The organism is Marinobacter profundi (assembly GCF_002744715.1).
GTDB classification, from domain to species: Bacteria; Pseudomonadota; Gammaproteobacteria; order Pseudomonadales; family Oleiphilaceae; genus Marinobacter; species Marinobacter profundi.
Genome location: NZ_KZ319373.1, coordinates 162,614 through 186,520, shown reverse-complemented (window position 1 = coordinate 186,520; position 23,907 = coordinate 162,614). Strand labels below are relative to the sequence as shown.

17 protein-coding genes are annotated in these 23,907 nt (G+C 60.9%); 12 read left to right on the top strand and 5 right to left on the bottom strand.

What is annotated here, in order from left to right; translation table 11 throughout:
- The first annotated feature begins 11 nt into the window (after nucleotides 1-11).
- The 12 genes from pilB to CLH61_RS13970 all read left to right on the top strand — a co-directional run bounded on the left by pilB (nucleotide 12) and on the right by CLH61_RS13970 (nucleotide 14,381).
- Entirely contained in the window at nucleotides 12-1,727 is a 1,716-nt protein-coding gene (gene pilB, locus CLH61_RS14025) for a type IV-A pilus assembly ATPase PilB (RefSeq protein ID WP_099615377.1), read from the top strand.
- Between the two features lie 2 nt (nucleotides 1,728-1,729).
- Nucleotides 1,730-2,947 carry a type II secretion system F family protein gene (locus CLH61_RS14020; RefSeq protein WP_099615376.1) on the top strand — a complete coding sequence of 406 codons (1,218 nt, stop codon included), beginning with the start codon at nucleotides 1,730-1,732 and terminating at the stop codon, nucleotides 2,945-2,947.
- Nucleotides 2,948-2,955: 8 nt separating this feature from the next.
- Complete coding sequence (locus CLH61_RS14015; RefSeq protein WP_099615375.1) at nucleotides 2,956-3,831, top strand: prepilin peptidase; 876 nt, start codon at nucleotides 2,956-2,958, stop codon at nucleotides 3,829-3,831.
- 54 nt (nucleotides 3,832-3,885) lie between these two features.
- Nucleotides 3,886-4,503 carry a dephospho-CoA kinase gene (coaE, locus tag CLH61_RS14010; RefSeq protein ID WP_099615374.1) on the top strand — a complete coding sequence of 206 codons (618 nt, stop codon included), beginning with the start codon at nucleotides 3,886-3,888 and terminating at the stop codon, nucleotides 4,501-4,503.
- Between the two features lie 97 nt (nucleotides 4,504-4,600).
- Nucleotides 4,601-5,593: a hypothetical protein gene (locus CLH61_RS14005; protein WP_228152646.1), complete on the top strand. Its 993-nt coding sequence runs from the start codon at nucleotides 4,601-4,603 to the stop codon at nucleotides 5,591-5,593.
- Nucleotides 5,594-5,597: 4 nt separating this feature from the next.
- Entirely contained in the window at nucleotides 5,598-6,458 is an 861-nt protein-coding gene (gene tsaA, locus CLH61_RS14000; protein ID WP_099615373.1) for a tRNA (N6-threonylcarbamoyladenosine(37)-N6)-methyltransferase TrmO, read from the top strand.
- 93 nt (nucleotides 6,459-6,551) lie between these two features.
- Nucleotides 6,552-8,906 (top strand): response regulator, encoded by a 2,355-nt coding sequence (locus CLH61_RS13995; RefSeq protein ID WP_228152651.1) that lies wholly within the window; start codon nucleotides 6,552-6,554, stop codon nucleotides 8,904-8,906.
- 50 nt (nucleotides 8,907-8,956) lie between these two features.
- On the top strand, nucleotides 8,957-9,145 hold the full coding sequence (yacG, locus tag CLH61_RS13990; protein ID WP_099615372.1) for a DNA gyrase inhibitor YacG: 189 nt from the start codon (nucleotides 8,957-8,959) through the stop codon (nucleotides 9,143-9,145).
- 198 nt (nucleotides 9,146-9,343) lie between these two features.
- Nucleotides 9,344-9,904, top strand: a complete 561-nt coding sequence (locus tag CLH61_RS13985) for a YfaZ family outer membrane protein (protein WP_099615371.1) — start codon at nucleotides 9,344-9,346, stop codon at nucleotides 9,902-9,904.
- A 120-nt stretch (nucleotides 9,905-10,024) separates the two neighbouring features.
- On the top strand, nucleotides 10,025-12,265 hold the full coding sequence (locus tag CLH61_RS13980) for a hypothetical protein (protein ID WP_228152645.1): 2,241 nt from the start codon (nucleotides 10,025-10,027) through the stop codon (nucleotides 12,263-12,265).
- An 85-nt stretch (nucleotides 12,266-12,350) separates the two neighbouring features.
- Entirely contained in the window at nucleotides 12,351-13,181 is an 831-nt protein-coding gene (locus CLH61_RS13975) for a glucosaminidase domain-containing protein (RefSeq protein WP_099615370.1), read from the top strand.
- A gap of 267 nt (nucleotides 13,182-13,448) precedes the next feature.
- The gene (locus CLH61_RS13970) at nucleotides 13,449-14,381 is read left to right on the top strand and encodes an acyltransferase (protein ID WP_099615369.1); all 933 of its coding nucleotides are present in this window, start codon (nucleotides 13,449-13,451) and stop codon (nucleotides 14,379-14,381) included.
- A gap of 227 nt (nucleotides 14,382-14,608) precedes the next feature.
- Here the strand turns inward: CLH61_RS13970 and CLH61_RS13965 are convergent, their stop codons facing one another.
- The 5 genes from CLH61_RS13965 to zapE all read right to left on the bottom strand — a co-directional run bounded on the left by CLH61_RS13965 (nucleotide 14,609) and on the right by zapE (nucleotide 23,791).
- Nucleotides 14,609-17,416, bottom strand: coding sequence for a LuxR C-terminal-related transcriptional regulator (locus CLH61_RS13965; RefSeq protein WP_170003742.1), 2,808 nt, complete (start codon nucleotides 17,414-17,416; stop codon nucleotides 14,609-14,611).
- Between the two features lie 333 nt (nucleotides 17,417-17,749).
- The gene (locus CLH61_RS13960) at nucleotides 17,750-19,111 is read right to left on the bottom strand and encodes a DUF1329 domain-containing protein (protein WP_099615368.1); all 1,362 of its coding nucleotides are present in this window, start codon (nucleotides 19,109-19,111) and stop codon (nucleotides 17,750-17,752) included.
- A 35-nt stretch (nucleotides 19,112-19,146) separates the two neighbouring features.
- Nucleotides 19,147-21,000 carry a DUF1302 domain-containing protein gene (locus CLH61_RS13955; protein ID WP_099615367.1) on the bottom strand — a complete coding sequence of 618 codons (1,854 nt, stop codon included), beginning with the start codon at nucleotides 20,998-21,000 and terminating at the stop codon, nucleotides 19,147-19,149.
- A gap of 364 nt (nucleotides 21,001-21,364) precedes the next feature.
- On the bottom strand, nucleotides 21,365-22,549 hold the full coding sequence (locus CLH61_RS13950; protein ID WP_099615366.1) for a thiolase family protein: 1,185 nt from the start codon (nucleotides 22,547-22,549) through the stop codon (nucleotides 21,365-21,367).
- A 144-nt stretch (nucleotides 22,550-22,693) separates the two neighbouring features.
- Nucleotides 22,694-23,791, bottom strand: a complete 1,098-nt coding sequence (gene zapE, locus CLH61_RS13945) for a cell division protein ZapE (protein ID WP_211289126.1) — start codon at nucleotides 23,789-23,791, stop codon at nucleotides 22,694-22,696.
- Nucleotides 23,792-23,907 lie beyond the last annotated feature (116 nt).

The window sequence follows — 23,907 nt, the reverse complement described above, 5'->3', positions numbered from 1 at the left end:
CTTAACTTCCTATGGCAACAAATAAAAGCAATGTAACTCTTACCGGCCTCGCGAGGCGGTTTGTAGACGATGGCCTACTCGACGAGACAACCGCCAAGGACGCGTTCATTCAGGCAGCTAACAACAAAATACCCCTGATCACATACCTGGTTCAGAACAACCTTGCGGCGAGCAAGGGGTTGGCCTATGCCGCTGCGATGGAATTTGGTGTTTCGGTTCTGGATCTGGGAGCATTTCTCCCGGAGATGCTCCCGGAGAAACTTGTCGATGAAAAGCTCATCCGGAAGCACAATGCGCTTCCGCTATATAAGAGAGGAAACCGGCTCTACATTGCCCTTTCGGACCCAACCAACATCCAGGCTCTTGATGAGATAAAGTTTAATACCGGCCTGAGTACGGATGCAGTGCTGGTCGATGACGCCAAACTCAGGGAGGCCATAGAGAAGTATCTCGAGTCCCAAGACACCACCATGGGAGACCTGAATGATGCAGATCTTGAAGGCGTAGAAACCGAGGGTGGTGAGGGCGAGGACGAGACCGCGATTTCAGCCAGCGACATTGACGATGCGCCGATCGTCAAATACGTAAACAAGATGCTTTTAGATGCTATCAGGGGGGGCGCCTCGGACATTCATTTCGAGCCCTACGAGAAAACCTATCGGGTCCGATATCGGACCGACGGCATTCTCAAAGAGATTTCAAGACCTTCGATCAAACTTGCGCCTAAGATAGCTGCTCGCGTGAAGATAATGTCGCAACTGGACATATCAGAGCGCCGGGTACCGCAGGACGGCCGCATCAAGATGAAGCTGTCCAAGACCAAGGCTATTGATTTCCGGGTTAACACGCTGCCCACTCTTTGGGGCGAAAAGATCGTATTGCGGATTCTTGACCCTAGCCAGGCCAAGCTCGGGATCGATGTACTGGGATATGAAGAAGACCAGAAACAGCTTTATCTGGATGCCCTTGAGCAACCACAGGGGATGATCCTGGTTACCGGGCCCACGGGCTCCGGCAAAACGGTATCACTCTATACCGGTCTCAACATTCTTAATACGCCTGAGCGAAACATCTCCACGGCAGAAGACCCAGCCGAGATAAACCTTGAAGGCATTAACCAGGTTAACGTCAACACCAAGGTAGGACTTGGCTTTGCCGAGGCGCTCCGGGCGTTCTTGCGGCAAGACCCTGACATTATCATGGTTGGTGAGATTCGGGACCTGGAGACCGCCAATATCGCCATCAAGGCGGCGCAGACCGGGCACCTCGTACTCTCAACACTACACACCAACAGTGCAGCGGAAACTTTGACGCGGATGATGAACATGGGGGTTCCAGCGTTCAACATCGCCACCTCTGTGAGCCTGATCATCGCACAGCGTTTGGGCCGTCGTCTTTGCAACTCCTGTAAACAACCGGCAGAAATCCCCAGAGAAGCACTTTTGGCGGAAGGGTTCACACAGGAACAAATTGATACAGGGTTCACGTTGTTCCGCCCCAAGGGCTGTGATAAATGCAATGGAGGATACAAGGGCCGCGTCGGGATCTACGAGGTGGTCAAGATAACTGACGAGTTGGCAAACATGATTATGGAAGAAGCCAGCTCCATTAAAATTGCAAAACGCGCAGAGGCCGAAGGCTTTCGCAATCTCAGGCACTCCGCCCTTCTGAAAGTAATGCAGGGCGTAACCAGTCTTGAAGAAGCCAACCGGGTGACGAAGGATTAAACATGGCAGAAAAAACACAAAAACTTGAAGCGTTCGTCTGGGAGGGCAAAGACCGACGCGGCAATAAGACGAAAGGTGAAATTTCGGGGACAAGCCTGGCGTTGGTCAAGGCGCAGCTTCGCAAACAGGGGATTCTTGCTGAGAAAGTAAAGAAGAAACCCAAACCGCTGTTCGGTGGCAGCAAAAAGATCACTCCTTTCGATATTGCTATGCTTACTCGCCAAATGGCGACCATGATGAAAGCGGGCGTGCCACTGGTTCAGAGTTTCGACATTGTCACCGACGGTTTGGAAAACCAAGGGCTTAAGGAGCTTCTAACAACCGTTCGCAATGATGTCGCTGCTGGCACCAGTTTCGCCAATGCGCTCCGCCGGCATCCCAAGCACTTTGACGACCTATACTGCAATTTGGTTGATTCCGGGGAAAAGGCTGGCGCGCTCGAGCAAATGCTAGATCGAATTGCTACCTATCTTGAGAAAACTGAAACCCTCAAAAAGAAGGTCAAGAAAGCGATGACCTATCCTATTGCCGTTATTGTGGTGGCCATTGTCGTCACAGCGATTTTGTTGGTAAAGGTTGTCCCTCAATTCGAAAGCCTGTTCCAAGGCTTTGGCGCGGACCTACCAGTCTTCACGCAGTTCATAATAAATATTTCGGAATGGATGCAGAAATGGTGGTTTATCGTTCTTTTGGGAATAGCAGGTTCGATATTTTTATTCAAGGAAGCCATACAACGGTCGAGAAAATTCTCAGATTTGGTTGACAAATATGTGCTTAAGTTACCCATCATCGGAGAAATCTTGGATAAATCAGCAGTTGCAAAGTTCGGCCGTGTTCTCTCTACAACATTCGCTGCAGGTGTACCTCTGGTAGACGCCCTGGAGTCAGTAGCGGGCGCCACCGGTAATGCCATCTACCGTGATGCAGTCTTTCAGATTCGTGACGAGGTCTCCAGCGGCACTCAACTCCAACAGGCTATGCGCTCAGTGGATGTTTTCCCCGTCATGGCAGTGCAACTCACTGCGATTGGTGAAGAATCGGGCAACCTCGATGACATGCTCGAAAAGGTGGCCGATCACTACGAAGGTGTCGTTGATGACATGGTCGATAACCTCACCGCCTTGATGGAGCCGATGATTATGGCGGTTCTTGGTGTGCTGGTAGGCGGACTTATCGTTGGCATGTACCTGCCAATCTTCCAAATGGGTCAGGTGGTTTAATCGGTTCTATGTCTGACCTTCAATTACTTGTGAACAACCCCTGGTTTCTGTATCCAGGGGTTGTGCTTTTCACCCTCTGCATCGGCTCCTTCCTAAACGTAGTCATCCTCCGCCTCCCGAAGATGATGCACCAGGACTGGCGTGGCCAGTGCGAGGAGTTTCTTGAGGTTCCCGAGGACCAGCGCACCCGGGAGGAAAAGATCACCCTGTCCTCCCCCAATTCCACCTGCCCCTCTTGCGGCCATGAGATCCGGCCCTGGGAGAACATTCCGGTGCTGAGCTACCTGTTCCTGCGGGGCAAGTGTGGTTCCTGCAAGAGCGGGATTTCGCCCCGCTATCCAATCATCGAGGCTATTACGGCGTTGTTTTCGGTGGTCACCGTGTGGCTGCTGGGCCCGACGGAAGCCGGGTTGTGGGCGCTGGTGCTGGTGTGGGCGCTGATTGCGCTGACGATGATTGATTTTGACACCCAGCTGTTGCCGGATAACATCACCCTGCCGCTGATGTGGCTGGGGCTGGTGTTGAATTACTTTGGCGTGATGACGGATTTTGCCAGTGCCTTCTGGGGTGCGGTGGCCGGTTACCTGTCCCTGTGGTCGGTGTACTGGTTGTTCAAGCTGGTGACCGGCAAGGAAGGCATGGGCCATGGCGACTTCAAGCTGCTGGCAGCACTGGGGGCGTGGCTGGGCTGGCAGTTGCTGCCGGCGGTGATTTTGTTGTCGTCCGTGGTCGGTGCCGTGGTGGGTATCAGCCTGATTGTGTTCCGCAAGCATGGCCGGGAGGTACCGATTCCGTTCGGGCCGTATCTGGCGGCGGCGGGCTTGCTGTGCCTGTGGTTTGGCGAGCAGATTCAGGCGGCCTGGATGGCCTGGCTGGGCATGTAAGTGCCTGAGTAAGTGCTGGAATTAGACGGGCCGGGCGTAAAAGGACAGGGCATTATGGCGGTTGTGATTGGCCTCACCGGTGGCATTGGTTCCGGTAAATCTACGGTGGCGAAGCTGTTCGGTGCACTGGGGGTGCACTGGGTGGATGCGGATAACGTGGCCCGGGAGGTGGTTGAACCGGGCACACCGGCGCTGGCCCGGATTGCGGACCATTTCGGCGCCGACATCCTGCAGGCGGACGGTTCGCTGGACCGCGCCCGGCTGCGGGAGATTGTGTTCCGCGCGCCGGAAGAGCGGGCCTGGCTGGAGCGCCTGCTGCACCCGGTGATCCGCGAGGAGCTGATCCGCCAGCTCAACCCGGCGGACTATGCCCTGCCCTATGTGTTGCTGGTGTCGCCGCTGCTGCTGGAGACCGATCAGCACCAGCTGGTGGCGCGGATTGTGGTGGTGGATGTGCCGGTGGAGGTTCAGCTCAGCCGCACCATGGCCCGGGATGATAACCCCCGGGATCAGGTGGAGCGGATCATCGCGGCGCAGATTTCCCGTGACGATCGACTGCAAAAAGCGGACGATGTGATCGATAATAATCAGAAGGTGGTGGATGTGGAGCGCCGGGTTGGTGAATTGCATGGTCGCTTTCTGGAGATGTTCGGTTCCGGTTCCGTTGATTAGGACTATTTTGCGCCACCTGCTTCCTGCCCGCTGTCGTTCATTCCTGCCTTTTGTGCTGTTCGCCACTGCCGCCTGTCCGGCGGGGGCGGAATCCCTGGTGAATCTGCAGGAACCGCCGCTGCAGGAGCAACTGTCAGTGGATCGTCTGCCCCTGTCGTTCTATACCTTTTCTCCCGATGAATACTGGGCCGAGCCCCTCGACTCCTACTGGCTGACGTTTTCCAACTGGGTACTGGGGCTGGAGCGCCGCCACGGTGCCCAGGTGCAGACGTTTGGCGAGTGGGCCGACCGCACCTTGTCTGGCAGCCGCCGCACCCTGCCCAATAACGAGAGCTACCTGCGGATCGGTTTTGCCACCGAGTCGGAGTACGGTAAGGTGGCGCAGTTTGAGCCGGAAGCCCGTTTCAAGCTGGACATTCCAACCGTGGAGGAGCGGCTGCGGCTTGTTATCGAGAGTGAGAGTGACGAACTGATTCCCCTGGAGGAACGGCGCCGGACCCGCCAGCTGACCGACGACGAGCGCTCCGATACCGAGGCCACCGGTGCCCTGCGTTACATCTCCGAGGTGGGCGATGCCATCAACCTGGAAAACGACATCGGTGTGCGGCTGCGCATCCCGGCGGATGCCTTCTGGCGGGCCAGTGCCAGCAAGCGCTGGGACCTGGATGAAGACTGGCACCTGCTGGCGGAGCAGCGGCTGTTTTACTTCCATCAGGACGGCTGGGGCGAGCGCAGCTGGATCGGTGCCGGGCGGGATATCGGTAATGCCTGGAAGTTCCTGGCGGCGGCGGAGCTGGAATGGGTCCACAAGGACCGCGAGTTCGTGTTCTCGCAGACCATGAATTTCTACAAGCAGCTGAACAACCGCTCCAACATCAACCCACGGCTGGGCATCCTTGGCGAGAGCCAGCCCGGCTGGCGGGAAACCAACGTGTTTGTGGACGTTACCTACCGCTATCGGCTGCACGACGACTGGCTGTTCGGCGAGATCATTCCGGCCCTGGAGTTCCCCCGGGAGGAGCACTTCAAGGACCGGGCCTCGCTGATTCTCCGTATTGAACTGTACTTCTCCGGCAACCTGGACCGTTAACCCCATGCCCCACAACCCGGGCTCCCGCCCTGCCCCGAAATCCCGCCCCGTTTCGCGGACCAATCCGGCCCGGCCGGCGACAGAAGCGCTGACCCTGACACCGGTTGCCTTTACCCGCTCCTGTTTCCGGGACAAGTTCGGCGTGCCACGGCAACCGGGGCTGACCCGACATGCCTGGGCGGACCTGGTGATCGAGCCACCGTTTGACCGGGAGGAGGCCTTTCGGGGGCTGGAGACCTGCAGCCACATCTGGCTCACTTTCCAGTTCCACGAAGCGGTACGGGAAGAATGGCGCCCGGTGGTGCGGCCGCCGCGGCTGGGGGGCAACAAGAAGGTGGGGGTGTTTGCCAGCCGCTCGCCGTTCCGTCCCAACAGTCTGGGGCTGTCGGTGGTGCGCAACGAGGGCCTGCAGCGGGTGGATGGCCGGCTGGTGCTGCGGATCCGCGATCATGACCTGATCGACGGCACCCCCATCCTCGATATCAAGCCTTACCTGCCGTTTGCCGACTCGATTCCCGATGCCCGCATCGGCTGGGCGGACTCGGCGCCCACCGAACGGCTGCCGGTGTTTTTCAGCGTCGAGGCGGAACAACAGCTGGCCGGCTTGCCCACGGAGCGCTATCCGGAGTTCCGGGCGCTGATCGAGGATGTGGTGAGTTACGACCCGCGCCCGTCGTTCCGTCGCGGCCGTGACGAAGCGCGGATTTATGGCGCCCATCTGTATGATTTCAATGTGCGGTTTCGCTTTGTGACACTGACGGACAGGGAGGAGGACGGGGCGGTGAACCGGGATTCCGCCGGGATTGACCGGGCCGCGGTTGATGGCGCTCACGATAGGGGTGTCGAGGTGCTTACCGTCTGTTAAACTACTGAGCGGGCGAATATTTAGACAGTTTGCCCGGAACCATTCATGGACTCTCGTTGTAGGGAATGACCCCAGGGAACAGGTGCTTTGCTTCTGACCGGACTCTTCAAGCGACTGGGCGTGCGCCCGCTGGCAGCACGGCTGCTGGCGTACGTCTTGTTGTTCAGCGTGGTGCTGTCGCTGGCGGCCACCGGCTTTCAGCTGATTGGCGAGTACGAGCGCCGTAACCAGGAGCTGGAGTGGTCGCAGCAGAAGGCCGCCAACCTGGTGTCGGGCAGCATCAGCAACAACATCTGGCTGATGAACTACAGCGAGGTAGCCAATACCCTCGATGACATGCTCGGATTGCCTTCCCTGCAGTTCGTCCAGGTGGAGATTGCCCAGGCGTATATGGACAGTGGTGACGTGTTCACCTCCGGTACCCAGCCCGAGGGTCGGGTGATCACCCAATCCTTCCCGCTGGTGTTTGACCGTTCTTCAGTTAACGAACCCCAGACCATGGGCACCCTCACCCTGGTATCGTCAGTTGAGCAGGTATACAGCGAGATGATGGGGCAGGCCCTGCGCACTCTGCTCTACCAGTCTTTCATTGTGATGCTGGGCACCCTGGGACTGCTGGTGATCGTAAGGCTGACCCTGTCCCGCCACCTGGAAACCATGGCGGATTACGCCGCCCGGCTGAACCTGGATGCGCTGATCGACCCGCTCAGGTTGCAGCGCAAACCACCCCGTACTCCGGACGAGCTCAGCGAGCTGGAGCAGGCGCTCAATACCATGCGCAAGCAGCTGCTGGAAGACACCCGGTCCCTGCGCCAGACGACCCTGCAATCCCAGGGCGAGCGGGACGAGGCGGTGCGGGCCAATCATGCCAAGAACCAGTTCCTTGCCAATGTCAGCCACGAGTTGCGGATTCCGCTGCAGTCGGTGCTGGGCTATGCCAGCCTGCTGTCGGATACCCGTCTGGAGCCGGATCAGCGGGAATACGTGCAGACCCTGCTCAATGCCTCGGAGAGCCTGTCGGCGATCATTAACGACCTGCTGGACATCTCCAGCATGGAAGCCGGCAAACTGATCCTCGACGAGATTCCCTTCGATTTGCGGGAAACCCTCAACGACCTGGTGCACATGCTGGGCAGCCGGGCGCGAGAGAAAGGCCTGGCCCTGGAGCTGCGCATCGACGAGAACCTGCCCTACGCCCTGCGGGGCGATCCGGTGCGGCTGCGGCAGATTCTGCTGAACCTGACCTCCAATGCCATCAAGTTTACCGACTCCGGCCATGTGCTGATCAGCATCGAGGTGCTGGGGCGACGCAACGGCGATGTGCGGCTGCGACTGGCGGTGGAGGACACCGGCGTCGGTATCAACGAGGAAGACATCCCGCTGGTGTATGAGCCTTATGTGCAGCTGGGCCAGCGCTTCCAGCGCCAGCTGCCCGGTGCCGGCCTCGGGCTGGCCATCTGCCGCCAGCTGGTGAGCCTGATGAACGGCACCCTGGACGTGGAGAGCCGTCCCGGCGAGGGCACCACCTTCTGGGTGGAGCTGGCGCTCCCGGTGGCACCGGACAACGCTACCCGCATCCGCCCCGATACCCGGATGATCCGTGGCAAGCGGGTGCTGGTGGTGGACTCCTACGAGCTGTCCCGCAAAATTACCCTGGAGATGCTGTCCCGCCACGAGGTGGATATCGAGGCGGTGCGCTCCGCCGGCGAAGCCCTGACGGCCCTGCGCCAGGCCGCGGACAACCAGCAGGATTTCGATGCGGTAATCCTCGACGGCTTTGTGCCGGACATGGACAGCGACCTGCTGTGCCGGCAGATTCGCAGCAATCCGAGCTGGGCCACCACCCGCCTGCTGATCCTGTCGTCCAATCCCCAGCGGGGCGATGCCGAGCACTTCCGCCAGGCCGGCGCGGATGCCTTCCTCAGCAAGTCCCTGCGGGAATCCTGCCTGACGCCGATCCTCCACCAGCTGTTCCTGGACGCCACCCGCAACGAGCGCAACTTTCTTACCCGCTTCTCGCTGCCCACGGTGATGAACAGCCAGCGCAAACAGGAATTGCCCTGCGGCCGGATGAGCGTGCTGCTGGTGGAGGACAACCCGGTCAACCGCACCCTCACCCGCCGCCTGCTGGAGAAACTGGGCTGCGACGTGATGACCGCCAACGATGGCGAAGCCGCCGGCAGTTTGTGGCAATGGCATCCGTTTGATGTGATTCTGATGGACTGTATCATGCCCCGGGTCGACGGTTTTGAGGCTACCCGCCGGCTGCGGGAGTGGGAGCGCCAGGAAGGCCGCCGACCGGTGCCGGTGGTAGCGCTGACCGCCAGTGCCATGGAGGAGGACGAGGAACGTTGCCGTCGGGCCGGGATGAATTCCTTTGTTGCCAAGCCTGTCAATATTGAAATGTTGCGGGCAGTGCTGGAACAATACTGTCGTGTGGCCTCCTGACCGGTCGTCCGGCTGCGCCCTGATCCATCTCCAGCACGAGTTCCCCCGTTATGAATGTTGATTGCCCCACCTGTAAGAAATCTGTCGAATGGGACACCGCCAACCCCTACCGGCCGTTCTGTAGCGAGCGTTGCCAACTGATTGACCTTGGCGCCTGGGCCAATGAGGAGTACCGGGTTCCGGCGGAAAACGCCGACCCGAGCGACCTGGACCAGGGCGGCGACCTGACGTCCCACTGATGGTTCACCCGTCGGGCGCCCGCCTCGCACTATCCCTGCACCATCTCTACACCCGCCTGGCGCCCGGCCCCGACGCAGGCCTGCAATCGCCCAGCGCACGCGATTACCGGGGGGTTACCCCTTTTTAAGTTGAGTGGCCACCGGCCCACCGCTACCATGGGCCGCATATATACACAGATCCGAAACAAGGAAAGAAAAATGAAATTTTATCGTATTCCGCTCGTCGCCCTGTCTCTTGCCGCCGCGCCGGTGATGGCCGCTGATGTGGATCTGAGCCTGACCAACGATTCGGTCAAAGGCCAGGTGAATTTCTTCGGCCCCAACTCGGACCTGGCGCTGGGCACCGGCTACACCTACCACGAAGGCAGCCGCCACATTGCCAACCTGGACTTCCACGCCCAGGGCCGCACTGCGGTCGGTAACCTGCCCACTACCGCCGGCATCGGCGTGCGGGCCGTGGGTTGGGACGACGACCACGTGGACGGCGGCGCCCTCGGCCTCGGCGGTTTCGCCACCCTGAATGTTCCGGATGTGCCCGGCCTGTCCTTCACCGGCAGCGCGCACTACGCCCCCAGCATCCTGTCCTTCGGCGACTCCGACGACATGAGCAGCCTGGAGCTGCGCGGCAGCTACCGGGTCATCCGCAACGCGGAAGTGTTCGCCGGCTACCGCTACCTGAACACCGACCTGGATTCGCCCTACCGCGGCGACATCAACCTGGACGAAGGCGTGATGGCGGGCATGAAGATCTTCTTCTGATGCCGTGCTGATCGACAGAGCCCTGCCGGGCCGGGCTGCGGATTCGTGGCCCGGCTCACTTTTTACCACCCTGCCCCTTGCTACACTGCTGCCTCACGTTCTGAATACGGACTCTCAGGCATGCAGACTCGTCAGCTCCGACCACGCTGTTTCACTCCCGTTCAAGGCCTCCCCGGCAGGACATTTACCAGTCTGCTGACCGCACTGACCCTTGCCGGCGCCACCCTGCTTGGCGGTTGTGGCAGCGGTGAGGATGCCATCGACGGCGCATCTGCCCAGCCCAACAGCTTTCCTCCCGCGAAGAATCCGGTGGACGATTTCCAGTCCGGCACCACGGGGGACTCCAGCAACACCATCGGGCTGGCAAAGAACGAGATCCGGGTTACCGTGGAGGTACCGGGAGCGGTGGCGCCCGACGGCGAGCTGACCCGCCGCAACCTGCGCATTGTGACCGCAGACCGCATTGAGGTGTATCGCACCAGCCAGTCCCTGCAGCCGCTGGGAGCGGTCAGTGTCACCCGGCGGACCGATGACAGCGGACGGGAAATCATCACCTTTCCCGACGGCCTGCCGGTTGGCCCGGATGTGGTGGTCGAGGCCGTGGTCGGCAATACCCGGATGCGGGCACTGGTGGCGGATGACGACCGTGATGTGAAGGTCAACCCCTTTTCCGAGTACCTGCTGGCCCGCTCCCTTGGCAGCTATACCGCCGGCGAGTTTGCCCAGGTGATGGACTGCGTGGAAAGCACCGACGACAACCTGTGCCTCAACAAGTATGTCTGGTCGACCCTGGCCGACCAGGTCCACGATTTCGAGATCGACATTCCCGGCACCCTGGATCTGCCCGCTGCGGTGGCGTTTCTGGACCAGCGCGCGGACTTTGCCGGCTACGTGGCGGCCATGGCGCGCTATGCCCTGCTGGGCAGCGAGTCGTCCGGCAAGATCACCGCCAGTGCCGCGGATTACAACACGGTGTGGGCCGGTTTCGAGCTGGGTCAGACCTTTCTGGACAGCGCGTTTGAAGGCGCCGGCCAGTGGGGGGTACGGACCGCCCAGGAGGAACGGCTGGAGGATGACAACGGTGTGGCCTGGGTCTATCCGGGGCTGACCCTGACCACCTTCGACGTCATCGGCATCAGCATCACCTCGCTGGCCAGCGATGTACCCTACGACCGCGAAACCCTGGCCCAGACCGCCGCCAACAGTTTCTATTCCCTGGGTTCCGATGTCTGGGATCGCAACAGCCATGCCTCCGCCCCGGGCGCCGCAACCCTGGCGGACAACACCCGGCTGCTGGCCGGACGGGCGCTCTACCAGAGCGTAACCGGCCGTGGCAGCTCGCGGATCATCGGCTGGACCCGCAACCCCTACTATTTGGACGCCTTTGTGGCGAGTGTTGCCGACGGTAGTGCAGACAGCAAGCCGGACCGGGTGCTGGCCAGCTATTTCAGCGCCGGCAAAGCCATCGAATTGCAGGCGGTGGACGGTGAGCTGCGCCGGGGTCGACTGCTGGAAAACCAGTATACCGGTGTGCTGGAGATGAACCTTGGCCGCGCCATGGACTTTGATACCGCCAGCCTTAGCGGTCGTCAGTACAACGTGGTCAGCCTCTCCAACCGCATGGGCAACAACGCCACCCCGGTAGTGATTGAATCCGGCGTGGGCAGCTGGCAGGTCAATGGCCAGACGGTGAGCCAGGCCTTGTCTACCCTGCGGTTGCTGCGGGACAGCAGCGGTGCGGTCACCGGCGGCAGCGGCAACCGGGATGGTGAACGGTTACTCACCGCGCGGCCCTCGGTGCTCAGTAGCGGCGTACGGAATATCGGCCGGCTGAGCCTGGACATCACCCTGCCCTCCAGCAGCACCGAAACACCCGAACTGGGCACAGGCGCCAGCGCCCCGGACGGCAGCCTGCTGGCCTTCAACCTGGACAACACCACCACCGGTGACGGCCTGCTGCTGGCCGGCGAACAGGCCACCACCGCACCCCCCGTCAGCGGGCGTTACCGGCTGCACGGAGTGATGCTGGGGATGGCCACCGGCAGTAACTGGCTGACCCAGTTGCAGGGCGCGGTGCTGACCATCAACTCCGCCAGCCAGGCGACCTTGTCCTGGCAAGGGGTAGAGGTTGTCCATCAGGTGGATGCCGGCACTGTCTCCGCGCCAACTGCAATCATCCCCGCCGACCTGCTGCTGGGCTACAGCAGCCCGGGCAACGGCCAGGTGCGGCTGAATGCCGATGGCCTGGTGCTGGAGGGCTTTGTAACGGCCGACCAGGACCAGTTTGTGCTGCGGGTGCACAAGACTGATGGTACGGAACAGGCAGTGGGGCTGGTGCTGGCGACACGGTTGCCGGAGTAAGGGGAAAATGTGGGTATTGGTCCAGCGGGTGAAGACGACGTATAACCTGTTACAATCATAGGCATATTTTTGTACGAGAGGTTGTATGTCCGTCGCTGGCCGCTCCCTGTTACTGCTGGTTCCGCTGCTCGTCGCCGCTCTTGCCGGCCTCTGGTATACCCCGAAACCGGTGGACCAGGCAGCGCTGCGGGATATCGCGACCCGGGGCCTGCCGCCACTGCCGAAGTGGGCAGCCGCAGAGCTGCCGGATTTCGCGGCGATTCGCGACACCACCGAGAAAAAGGCGGCGTTCTTTTCGTTCCTGTATCCCCGTATCGAACTGGCGAACAGCCGCATCCTGATGGAACGGGCGTACCTGGAATCCCTCGCAGGCAGGGACAAACTCACCAGCAGCCAGGTACGCTGGCTGGAAGCCCAGGCCGAACGCCTGCGGGTGGATGAGGAACCCGGCAGCCCCGAGCTGTTCGCCCGTCTGCTGAAACGGCTGGATGTGATTCCACCGTCGCTGGTGATGGCCCAGGCCGCCAACGAATCCGCCTGGGGCACCTCGCGCTTTGCCACCGAAGGCAACAACCTGTTCGGCCAGTGGTGCTTCAGCAAGGGCTGCGGCCTGGTGCCTCAGAGCCGGGTAGAAGGTGCGAGTCACGAGGTGGCACGATTCGCCTCACCCTACCAGTCCGTTCAGGCCTATATCCAGAACCTGAACCGTCACCAGACCTACCAGACGCTGCGGGATATCCGCGAGAAGGATCGCAACAACAGCGAATTCCCGGATGGCAACGCCCTGGCCGGCGGCCTGATCGGCTATTCCGAGCGCGGCGAGGACTATGTAAAAGAGATTCGAGCGATGATCGGCCACAACAATTTGGGGTATTATGACCGCAAATTTGCCAATTCTGGCCGCGAATCGAAGTAAAATTCGTAATTTCCGGGGACAGACCCAAGGTCAGTCCCCTGGCGGCAGAGTTAGGGGACTGACCTTGGGTCTGTCCCCGGATATCAGTGCAAGGGGACTGACCTCCGGTCTGTCCCCGGATATCAGTGCAAGGGGACTGACCTCGGGTCTGTCCCCGGATTTAAAAGCAAGGGGACTGACCTCCGGTCTGTCCCCGGACTTAAAAAGCAGGGCGACTGACCTCCGGTCTGTCCCCGGTAAACCCGAGCCCCGGAGAATCAATCCCAGATGCTTAACTTCCTGCCCGCGCCTCTGAAGGGCACGCTCGCAGTGTTGGCCATCCTGCTCAACACCCTGATCCTGTTCCCGTTCCTGATCCTGTTCGCCGTCCTCAAGCTGGTGCTGCCGCTGACACCGGTGCGCAAAGGCTGCACCGTGGTGCTGAACCGCATCGCTTACCTGTGGATCGGTTTCAACAACCGGCTGGTGGATATCCTCCACAAGGTGGAATGGGACGTGCGGGGCGCGGAGGGGCTGAGCCGGGAGCACTGGTATTTTGTCACCTGCAATCACCAGAGCTGGACTGACATTCCGGCCATTCAGTACATCCTCAACAGCCGCATCCCGCTGCTGAAGTTTTTCCTCAAGCAACAGCTGATCTGGGTACCGCTGCTGGGAGTGGCCTGGTGGGCACTGGACTTCCCGTTCATGCGTCGGCACACCCGTGAGCAGATTGCGAAACGGCCGGAACTGCGGGGTAAGGACCTGGAAACCACCCGCGCCGCCTGTGAGAAATTCCGTTATACCCCGGTCACCGTGTTCAACTTCATGGAAGGCACCCGGCTGACCCCCGCCAAGCACAAGGCCCAGCGCTCTCCCTACCGCAACCTGCTGAAACCCCGTGCCGGCGGTACCGGCTTCGTGCTGAGCGCCATGGGCGACACCCTGCACACCATGCTGGACGTCACCATCGTCTACCCGGACGGCCGCAAGGGAATCTGGGACTACCTGTGTGGCCGCATCCCGCGGATCATCATCGACATCCGCGAACTGGAGATACCGCAGCAGTTCCTCGGCATGGACTACGAGAACGACTTCGGCACCAAGAAGGCCTTCCAGGCCTGGGTAACCGAACTTTGGGCCGCCAAGGATCGCCGGATGGATGAGCTTAAATCGGAAGGGGACAGACCCAAGGTCAGTCCCCGGGAGGTACCCGCCTGACAAGGGGACTGACCTTGGGTCTGTCCCCGGAGAGGAGATTGCAGATTTGGGGACTGACCTCGGGTCTGTCCCCGGAGGGAATTGCAGATTTGGGGACTGACCTCGGGTCTGTCCCCGGAGGGAATTGCAGATTTGGGGACTGACCTTGGGTCTGTCCCCGAAAAACTAGCCTGTTGAGCAGGAAGGGGACAGACCTAAGGTCAGTCCCCGGGAGGTCCCCGCGGGGGCTATAGCAGCCCCAGTTCCCGCGCCCGGACAATGGCCTGGGTGCGGGAGCGCACTTCCAGCTTGGCGTTGATCCGGCGGGCATGGGTTTTCACCGTGTGCAGGGAGATGTGCAGACGGTCGGCGATGTCCTGGTTGGAGAGGCCCTGGGCGATGAGTTCCAGCACCGCCTGCTCCCGGTCGCTGATCGGCTCCGCGAGCTGGGCAACGGGCTCCTGACTCGCTTCCGGCAGGCCGAAAGCATGCCTCAGTGCGCTGGCAAATGCCCCGTGGGCCGCCGTCTGCGGTGCAGCAAGCACTTTCTGCAAGGGCTCGACCAACTCCTCCCGGAGCTCGAGGAAGGGGCTGATGTAATGCTCCGGCGCCGCCTCTTCAATAGCGGTCAGCAATCCGTTACGGGCGTCTGCTATCCGGCCACTGCGGTAATCCAGCACCACCTGCAGCAAGCGGACCTGTAGGGCCAGGCCAAAGGGTAACACCACATCGGCCGGCGCACGCTTACCCTCCTGACTCTCACCCTCCTGACTCTCACCCTCCTGACTCTCACCCTTCTGACCCTCACCAGCCTGGCCGGCGATGATGAACGGTTCCTGGCGAATGGCCTCCAGCAGCTTGGCGGCGGCCTTGTCATGACCCAGCCGCAGATCCAGACGCACCTGGAGGCAATCCAGCAGCCCCGGCATAACCGGAATCAGCTCCGGCGCGCAGCGTCGGCGGCGGTATGGCTCCAGGCGCCGGAGCGCCATCGCTGCGCTGTCCGGCTGATCGAGCGCCAGCCAGCAGTTGGCCTTGAGCGCTTCCAGCACCGGCACGTAGACGGTGTCATCCACCTGCCAGGACTGCATGGTACGTTCCGCCTGGCCGATCCAGGCAAAGGCGTCGTCCAGCCGTCCCTGGGAGCGGCAGATCAGTACCCGCAGCGCCATAATCAGCAGCAGGCCCAGGTCACGGGATTGCTCGGCGTAGCGACCGCAGGTCACCAGCAGGCGGTCGGCCTCCGCTTCCCTGCCCTGGTGCCAGAGTACGAGGGCGAGGTTCAGCTGCAGGCGGATTTCACCCACCCGGGCCGGCCGGTTAGAGACGTTCATGGCGGTGTCGAGGGCCGTCCGCAACAGCTGTTCCGAGTGCCGCAGGGACCCTTTACCCAATTCAATGCGGGCGTGGGCGTAGACCGCGAGAATTTCCGACCCCGGGTCACCCGCCTCCCGCGCCAGACGGGCGGCAATACGATTGGCACTGCGCGCCTCACTGAAACGGCCACGGGCACACATGGCGCTGGCGCGGATCAGCTGGGACACCAGTTGCGCCTGGGTCGACAACTCGCCGCAGGACAGTGCCAGGTCGGCCTCCTCGATGGCGGCCTCAACACTGCCTTCGCCCCGCAGGATCACCGCCATCAGGGCATGGATCCGGCCTTTCATTGCCAGCCGGTCTTCTTCCGGCAGGCCATCGAGCAAGGCCCGGGCCGCGCGGAACTGACCGCCAATGGCATGGACCCAGCCGTAGACGATCCGCAGCCGCGGACTGCGCTGGAACAGGCCCGCGGGCAACGAGCGCTGCAACCGTAACAGCGACGCCGTGTCCTGACCCACCAGCAAGGCCTCGGAGCCTTCCGCTGCGATACGCAGGGCTTCTTCGACGTCGTTGCTGATCAGCGCATAACGCAGCGCCTCGGGGAATTCGTCGCGCTTCTCAAACCAGCGACTGGCCACCATGGCACGGGCTTCACGGTCATCCAGCCCCGGCACCAGCAACCATTCCCGCAGCAACGGGTTGAGCCGGTACCAGCGGCCACGACCCGGAACACTGCGCATGGGCAGCCCGCTGGCCACCACCCGGGAAGGCCTGAACTGGCGGTCGCAGACGTCATCCGCCATCGCTGCGAACAGGTCATCGGAAATGGAATCCAGCTCCGCCATCATCGCCAGCGAGCGTTGTTGCGCCGGGGTCAGCCGGCCAAAAACCGAGTCCCGCAGGAAGCGTTCGACATTGAGGGTTTCCTGGATCGGAAAACGCTCGTTGGTGGCGGTGGCCAGTTCCCGGCGATACAGCGCCAGCGGGGTCAGCCAGCCTTCGGTCAGGGAATAGAGATGTTCCACCGCGACGGTGGTGAGCTTGCCGTCAGCAATCGCCGGCTCGAAAAACGCCAGCGTTTCCGAGCGGGACAGCTCGAGTGAGTCGCCGGCAATGCGGGTAAAGCGACCACCCAGTTCCAGGCCGTGGGTCTCGAAGGGCAGCGCCTTGCGGGAGATCAGTGCCAGCGACAGCCAGGGTGGCAACTCCGCCAGCAACTGCTCCAGCAAGGCAACCGCCGACGGACTGACCACCTGGTCCACGTTATCCAGCACCAGGGTGACGGGCGCTGGCTGGGTCTGTTGCGGTGTTTCGCCAAGTAACAGGGAAAGTGCATCGGCCATGCCGCCGACCCGCTGGCGACCGGCAGGAACGTCCTGCTGCCCCGGCGCCCGCAAGGCGATAGTGAGCAAGGCCAGCAGACGGACGGCGTCGTTGTCCTGGCTGGTCAGGGAAATCCACTGCAGATTCGGATGGCCTGATGACTCCGCCAGCGCGGCACTCAGGGCCAGGGTTTTGCCAAAGCCGGAGGGCGCTTCAAGGTGGAGAATGGCCCCCGGTGCCAGAGCACCCTGCAGCCTTGCGCTCAGGCCGGGCCGGACCAGGTAGTCGGAAGGTTGTTCCGGAGTACGGACACGCTGTCGCAGCAGGTCCCAGATCAGCTCGCCCTGGGTCGTACTGCCGAGTACGGACTGGAATTCGTCATTAGCCGCACAGCCATCGTCGAATGGTTTCACTCTCTGCCCCGTCCCGCCCCGTCGCAAACAGCCGGCAAACAAGGACCGGTAAACGCCCGGCCGGCTTTCAGGTGTTCTCTGCCATGACTTCTGAGTTGGCGACCTGCATCGGGTACGCCTTTAGTATGATACGGAGGAAGAGTAAACCAAACAGGGGGCGGGCTGCAAAAAATTGACGGTGCTGACGCGTAGTTGGTGACGTAATGCCAACGTTAACCGGTGGGTTTTGTGATGGTGTTCACAGGGAAAGGGGACAGACCAAAGGTCAGTCCCCGATTCTCAGCCAAGGGGACTGACCTTGGGTCTGTCCCCTGGGTTCAACATCCCTGCCGATTACCGGGTACCGGCGCGGCGCAGGGCTGCCGGGGTGTAATCCCGGGAGGAGCGCTCTACCCCGAAGGCGTAGGGATCGGTTTCCTCGTTGGTCAGGCCCAGGGCCAGGTAGCGGCCGGACAGCAGATCATAGAGGGTTTCGATGGCGTACCAGGGCACTTCCTGATCGTAGAAGTACATGCTGTGGGCCTCGGCAACCCGCCACAGTTCACCACGACCGTCGTAATGGTCGATTACGGTGGCCTGCCAGCTGTCTTCGTCGATGTAGAAGTCACGCTGGGCGTAGATGTGGCGCTCACCCGGCTTCAGGGTGGCCCGCACGTGCCACACGCGGTGCAGCTCGTAACGGGTCAGGTCCTGGTTGATGTGGCCCGGCTTGATGATCTGGTCATACTTGAGCTTGCGATCCACCAGCTTGTAGGAGTTGTACGGGATGTACATTTCCTTCTTGCCAATCAGCTCCCAGTTGTAACGATCCGGCGCGCCGTTGAACATGTCAAAGTTATCGGAGGTCCGCATGCCGTCCGCTGCGGTACCCGGTCCGTCATAGGCAACCTGCGGCGCGCGACGAACCCGGCGCTGGCCGGCGTTGTAGACCCACGCCCGGCGAGGCTCGGCAACCTGGTCAATGGTTTCATGAACCAGCAGGACGTTACCCGCCAGACGGGCCGGCCCGGTGATGGCCTGTTTGAAGTAGAACAGCACGTTGGGATCTTCGCTGGGCTTGTAGTCCTTCAGGTAGGCCCGCCAGGTCAGCTCGTCCTGGAACTTGACCACACTGTAGGCGCCACTTTCGGTCGGCGTTACCTGGCCCACGTTCCGCTGCACCGAACCACCGCGGTAACGGGTGATGTGGTTCCAGATCACCTCGAGGCCGTTCTGGGGAATCGGGAACGGAATGGCGTCCTGGTAGTTACCCAGGCCGTTACCGCCCTTGATCAACTCCACCTTGGTGGCGTTGTCGACGGACTTGTCCATGACCTCCTTCGGATAGGCTGCCGGACGATGGGTCGGGTAAACCGGGATCTTGTAGTCGCTGTACTTCTTGATCATCGCAACCTGGCCCGGGGACAGTTTGTCCGCGTACTGGCTGACGTTGCTCTGGTCAATGGTGAACTGAATCTTGTCGTTGGGGTACGGATCGACATAGATGCCGTCGCCCTTGTAACCCGCCGGGATCTGCTTGAGACCACCGTCCCAGGCCGGGATTTCTTTGCCGTTACCGGCTTTTTCAGCGCCGATGGGCGTCAGGGTGTCCCCGAGCTTGGCCGCTTCCTGTGCGGAGACTGCGCCAAAGGCGTTGCCGGCAAACAGTGTTGCAGCAAGTACGCCCGTGGCCAGTAGTGTCTTGTTCAATTTCATTTATTGTTACCTCGTTAAACGAATGTCGGGGCCGCTCAGAACGAGTAAGAGACGCTCGCACTTACGAAATCACGGTCGGTCAACTCGTTATACGGTTTGCCACCGAAAAAGTTTGTGTAACCGATGTTGCCGGTGATCTTGTTCTGGTAAACGCCCTGCAGCGAGACACCGATAGCCTTGTTGCCTTCGTTGAAGTTGCCACCCGGCTGCGGTGCATAACCTTCGACGTCGTGGCTCCAGGCCAGCTGCGGCGACAGGTTAATGCCGGCGATGGCGTTCGGATAATCCCACACCAGACGGGCGCGGTAGCCCCAGGAGAAGTCGGTGGTGAAACCGTCGTTGGTGCAGTAGCTGGTGTTGATGTTGAGCGCTGTCCCGGTGGTGCCGGTACCGTCGCAGGCGCCACCCGGCAGGGTACCGATACCGAAGGTACCGGAACGGCCGTAACGGGCCTCATCCAGGTCGGGCAGATCGTGCACGTAGGTGGCACCGAACTCGGTGATCAGCGACATCCGGCTGGCGCCCATGACCTGGTCGAAGAACTTGATCAGGGTGAACTGGGCCTGGGAGACGCCAAAGCTGTCATAACCCTTGGTGGCCTGGCCATCCAGTGACGCGCCATCCGCCTCAGCCTCGCGCTGCACCTGCAACAAGCTTGCCGGCAGCCCGGTCTCCGGGTTGATTACTTCGTTACCGCCGAAGATCAGCTCGAAGGCGTTCCACTGCAACGGCATTTTATCGCGATAGCTGTATTCCGCACCCAGCGACCAGCCACCCGGGGTAGTGGTGTTGATACTTACCCCGTAGAGGTTGATGTTCTCCGGGTATTCGATGAAGTACTTCGGCAGGTTCTCGCCGTTGGCAGGATCCCGCACCACACCGCTGACGTAAGGCAGACGGCTGTTGTACTTGATGTAGTAGAAGCCGAGCTCGGAGTCATTCAGGGCCGGCACATACCAGCGCATGGCCACACCGAACTGGTCCTTGCTGTCCGCTTCCTGGTCCGCCAGGCGGTCCGCCACCAGGCCCTGAGCCAGCACCACGGAATCCGGCAACTGGCCGGCAAGCAGTACCGGACCACAGCCATCGGCGGCAAAGTCGTTGGTGGAGAAGAAGGTACCGCAGTCATCCGGGCGAACCGGTTCCCAGTCGGCCTGTACGAAGGTCTCCAAGGTGATGTTCTCGGTAACACCGGCGGACATGTAGAACATTTCTACCGGCAGCAGGGCATCCTTCAGCTCCGATCCGGGGGCACGGAAGGCCTGAACGTCGACCGGGTTGATGGTGTTGATACCGCCCTGGATAAAGGTGCTCTCACCCCAGCTCAGCACCTGTTTGCCGTAACGGACGCTCAGTGGCACTTCACCGAGGTACCAGTCGGAGAACACGTAGGCGTCGAGCAGTTCGCCGCCGGAGGCATTGTCCTTGGCGTCTTTGTTCAGCTCACGGACCTGGCCCACGTCGTCCATCGCGCGGCTTTCGTCCTTGAGTTCAAAATCGTACCAGTAGCGGCCGCGGACAAAGCCGCCGACGCGGGTCAGGAAACTGCTGTCCACGTTGTAGTTGAGGAACAGCTCGGTGTTGCCCTTGACGATCTTGGAGACGGTATCACCCTTCTCGAAGTTGAGGTTGCCGTCGTCGTAGTTGTTGGTAGAGGCACCGATGGTGGTGTTGGCAAATTCAGGTCCTAGGTTACCCTGGGCGATCAGGCGCTTGTCACGGTCTTCGGTCCGCCAGGTGGCACCGGCTGACAGCGTGGTGTTCAACGACGCTTCGACATCCCCCACGTAAAACGAAAACGCCGATGCCTGGCCGGATACGCCTGCGGCAACAGCCACAGCCAGAGGCAATTTCGCCCATTGCTGCCATTGCTGAGTTTTTCTTGTCATTGGAAGGCTACTCCATTGTTGTTCTGAGTCGCTGCTCTGATTATTTGGTATTCACGATGTTTGGAGGTTTCATGCACAGTGCTCGTGATGATCGCACTATAGCTAACGCCATGGGGCGCTTTGATCGATCAAAAGTATGATTTTGCAGTCACACTCCTCTGGCCGTTCTACCGCGGGGGCTCGCACAGCAACAATATAGACAAGATTTGGGGATGCAACCAGCGGGGAGGATGGCGGGGGACAGGTTCGGGGACAGACCCGAGGTCAGTCCCCTGGGGAGCTGGTTCGGGGACTGACCTTGGGTCTGTCCCCTGGAGAGCGGGTTCGGGGGACTGACCTTGGGTCTGCCCCCCGGAGGGAAGGCTCAGAGCATTTCGATGGCCATGGCGGTAGCTTCGCCGCCGCCAATGCACAGGGCTGCAATGCCTTTCTTCTTGCCGTAGCGCTGCAGGGCGTACATCAGGGTCACCAGCAGGCGGGAGCCGGTGGAGCCGACAGGGTGACCCTGGGCGCAGGCGCCGCCGTGGACGTTGACTTTCTCCGGGTCCAGGCCCAGCTCCTGGATCGGCATCATGGCGACCATGGCGAAGGCTTCGTTGATTTCGTAAAGGTCAACGTCATCCTTGCTCCAGCCGGTCCTGGCGAGCAGGGTTTCAATTGCCCCTACCGGTGCGCAGGTAAATTCGGACGGGTGCTGGGACTGGGTGCTGTGGGCAACAATGCGGGCCAGCGGCTTGAGGCCACGCTTTTCCGCTTCTGATTCCCGCATCAGCACCAGCGCGGAGGCGCCATCGGAGATGGACGAGGCGTTGGCGGCGGTTACCGTACCGTCTTTGGCGAAGGCCGGGCGCAGGGTGGGAATCTTTTCCAGGTTGGCGTTCAGCGGCTGCTCATCGTCTTCAACGACCACTTCGCCCTTGCGGGTCTTGACGGTGACCGGGATGATTTCATCCTTCAGCAAGCCTTCTTTGATGGCGTTCTGGGCCCGCTTGAGGGAGGAGATGGCGTAGTTGTCCATGTCTTTCCGGGTGTAGCCTTTCTTGTCGGCCATTTCCTGGGCAAAGGCGCCCATCAGGCGGCCGGTTTCGGCATCCTCCAGGCCGTCCAGGAACATGTGGTCCTGGGGCGCCTGGCCCGGTCCCATGCGGTAGCCCTGGCGGGCACCCAGCAGGACGTAGGGTGCGTTGGACATGCTTTCCATGCCGCCGGCAACCATGATGTCGTTGGTACCGGCCTTGATCAGGTCATGGGCCAGCATGGCGGCCTTCATGCCGGAGCCACACAGTTTGTTGATGGTGGTGGCACCGGTGCTGTCCGGCAGGCCGGCCTGACGCATGGCCTGGCGAGCGGGGCCCTGCTTGAGACCGGCAGGCAGCACGTTGCCCATGATGACTTCCTGGATATCCGCAGGCTGCAGGCCGGCACGCTTGACAGCTTCGGCAATGGAGATGGCACCCAGCTCGGGCGCGGAGACCGGTGCCAGGCTGCCCATGAAGCCACCCATCGGGGTGCGGACACCGCTGACAATTACGACGTTTTCGTTACTCATATCAAGGATCTCTCGTTTTAGTTCACGCGTTGTAAGTTCACGTGTTATCGGTTCACGTTTTGCTGAAGTCGGGGCGATCCTTAGGGAAGCACCCCTGCGCTGTATGTGTCCGCTGTTGCCTGTCGATTCAGTGGTACTGAATTCTTATGGTTTATGGGGTGCTTCGAGGTATTCCCGGGACTGCATTTCCAGCAGGCGGGATTCGGTACGTTCGAACTCGAAACTCAGCCGGCCGCCGGCATAGAGCGCGGTGATCGGAGCGGCGGCCGAGATGATGACCTTGACATTGCGATCGTAGAATTCGTCGATCATGTTGATGAACCGGCGAGCCTGGTCGTCCTTGTCGCCGCCGAGCACCGGCACGTTGCTGACGATGATGGCGTGGAACTGGCGGGCCATTTCAATGTAGTCGTTCTGGCTGCGCGGGCCATCACAGACGTCCTTGAAGTCGAACCACACCACGTCATCGGCGTGGGCCTGGGCGGGGATCTTGCGACCGTTGATTTCCATGGTTTTACTGTGTTTGCCGGCTTCCACCGCCAGGGCATCAAAGCTTTTACGCAGGCTGATGTCGGCCTGCTGGTCCAGCGGCGAATGGTACAGTTCGGCCTGCTCAAGGGTACGCAGGCGGTAGTCGACGCCGCCGTCGACGTTTACCACGTCGGTATGCTTCTTCACCAGTGCGATGGCAGGCAGGAAACGGGCCCGCTGCAGGCCGTCCTTGTAGAGGCCGTCCGGTACGATGTTGGAGGTGCACACCAGGGTAACACCGCGACTGAACAGGCCATCCATCAGGGTGGCCAGGATCATCGCATCGCCGATGTCGGAGACAAAGAATTCGTCAAAGCAGATGACCCGGGTCTCATCGGCAAAACGTCGGGCGACCTGTTCGAGGGGGTTCTTTTCGCCCTTGAGGGTTTTCAGTTCGTTGTGCACCCGCTGCATGAAGCGGTGGAAGTGCACTCGCATTTTGCGCTCGAACGGCAGGGATTCGTAAAAGGTGTCCATCAGGTAGGTTTTGCCACGACCGACGCCACCCCAGAAGTAAAGGCCTTTGACCGGGTCTTCCTTGCCTTTCTTGAGCTTGCGACGCAGCTTGGCCAGCCCCTTGTTACGGTCGTTTTCGGCATCGACCAGCTTGTCGTAGAGGGCCTGAAGGCGTTTGACGGCGTCTTCCTGGGCGGCATCCTTGTGGAAGTCGGGGCGTTCCAGGTCGGCCTGGTAGCGTTGCCAGGGAGTCAGAGGGGCGTTGCTGTCTACACGTTCAACACTTGCAGCGGTCATTAATGCTTTCCCGATGGGTGGTCGTTCAATTTCGGCGGCGTATTGTCGCCGATTTTGGCTTTTTTGGCCATTCT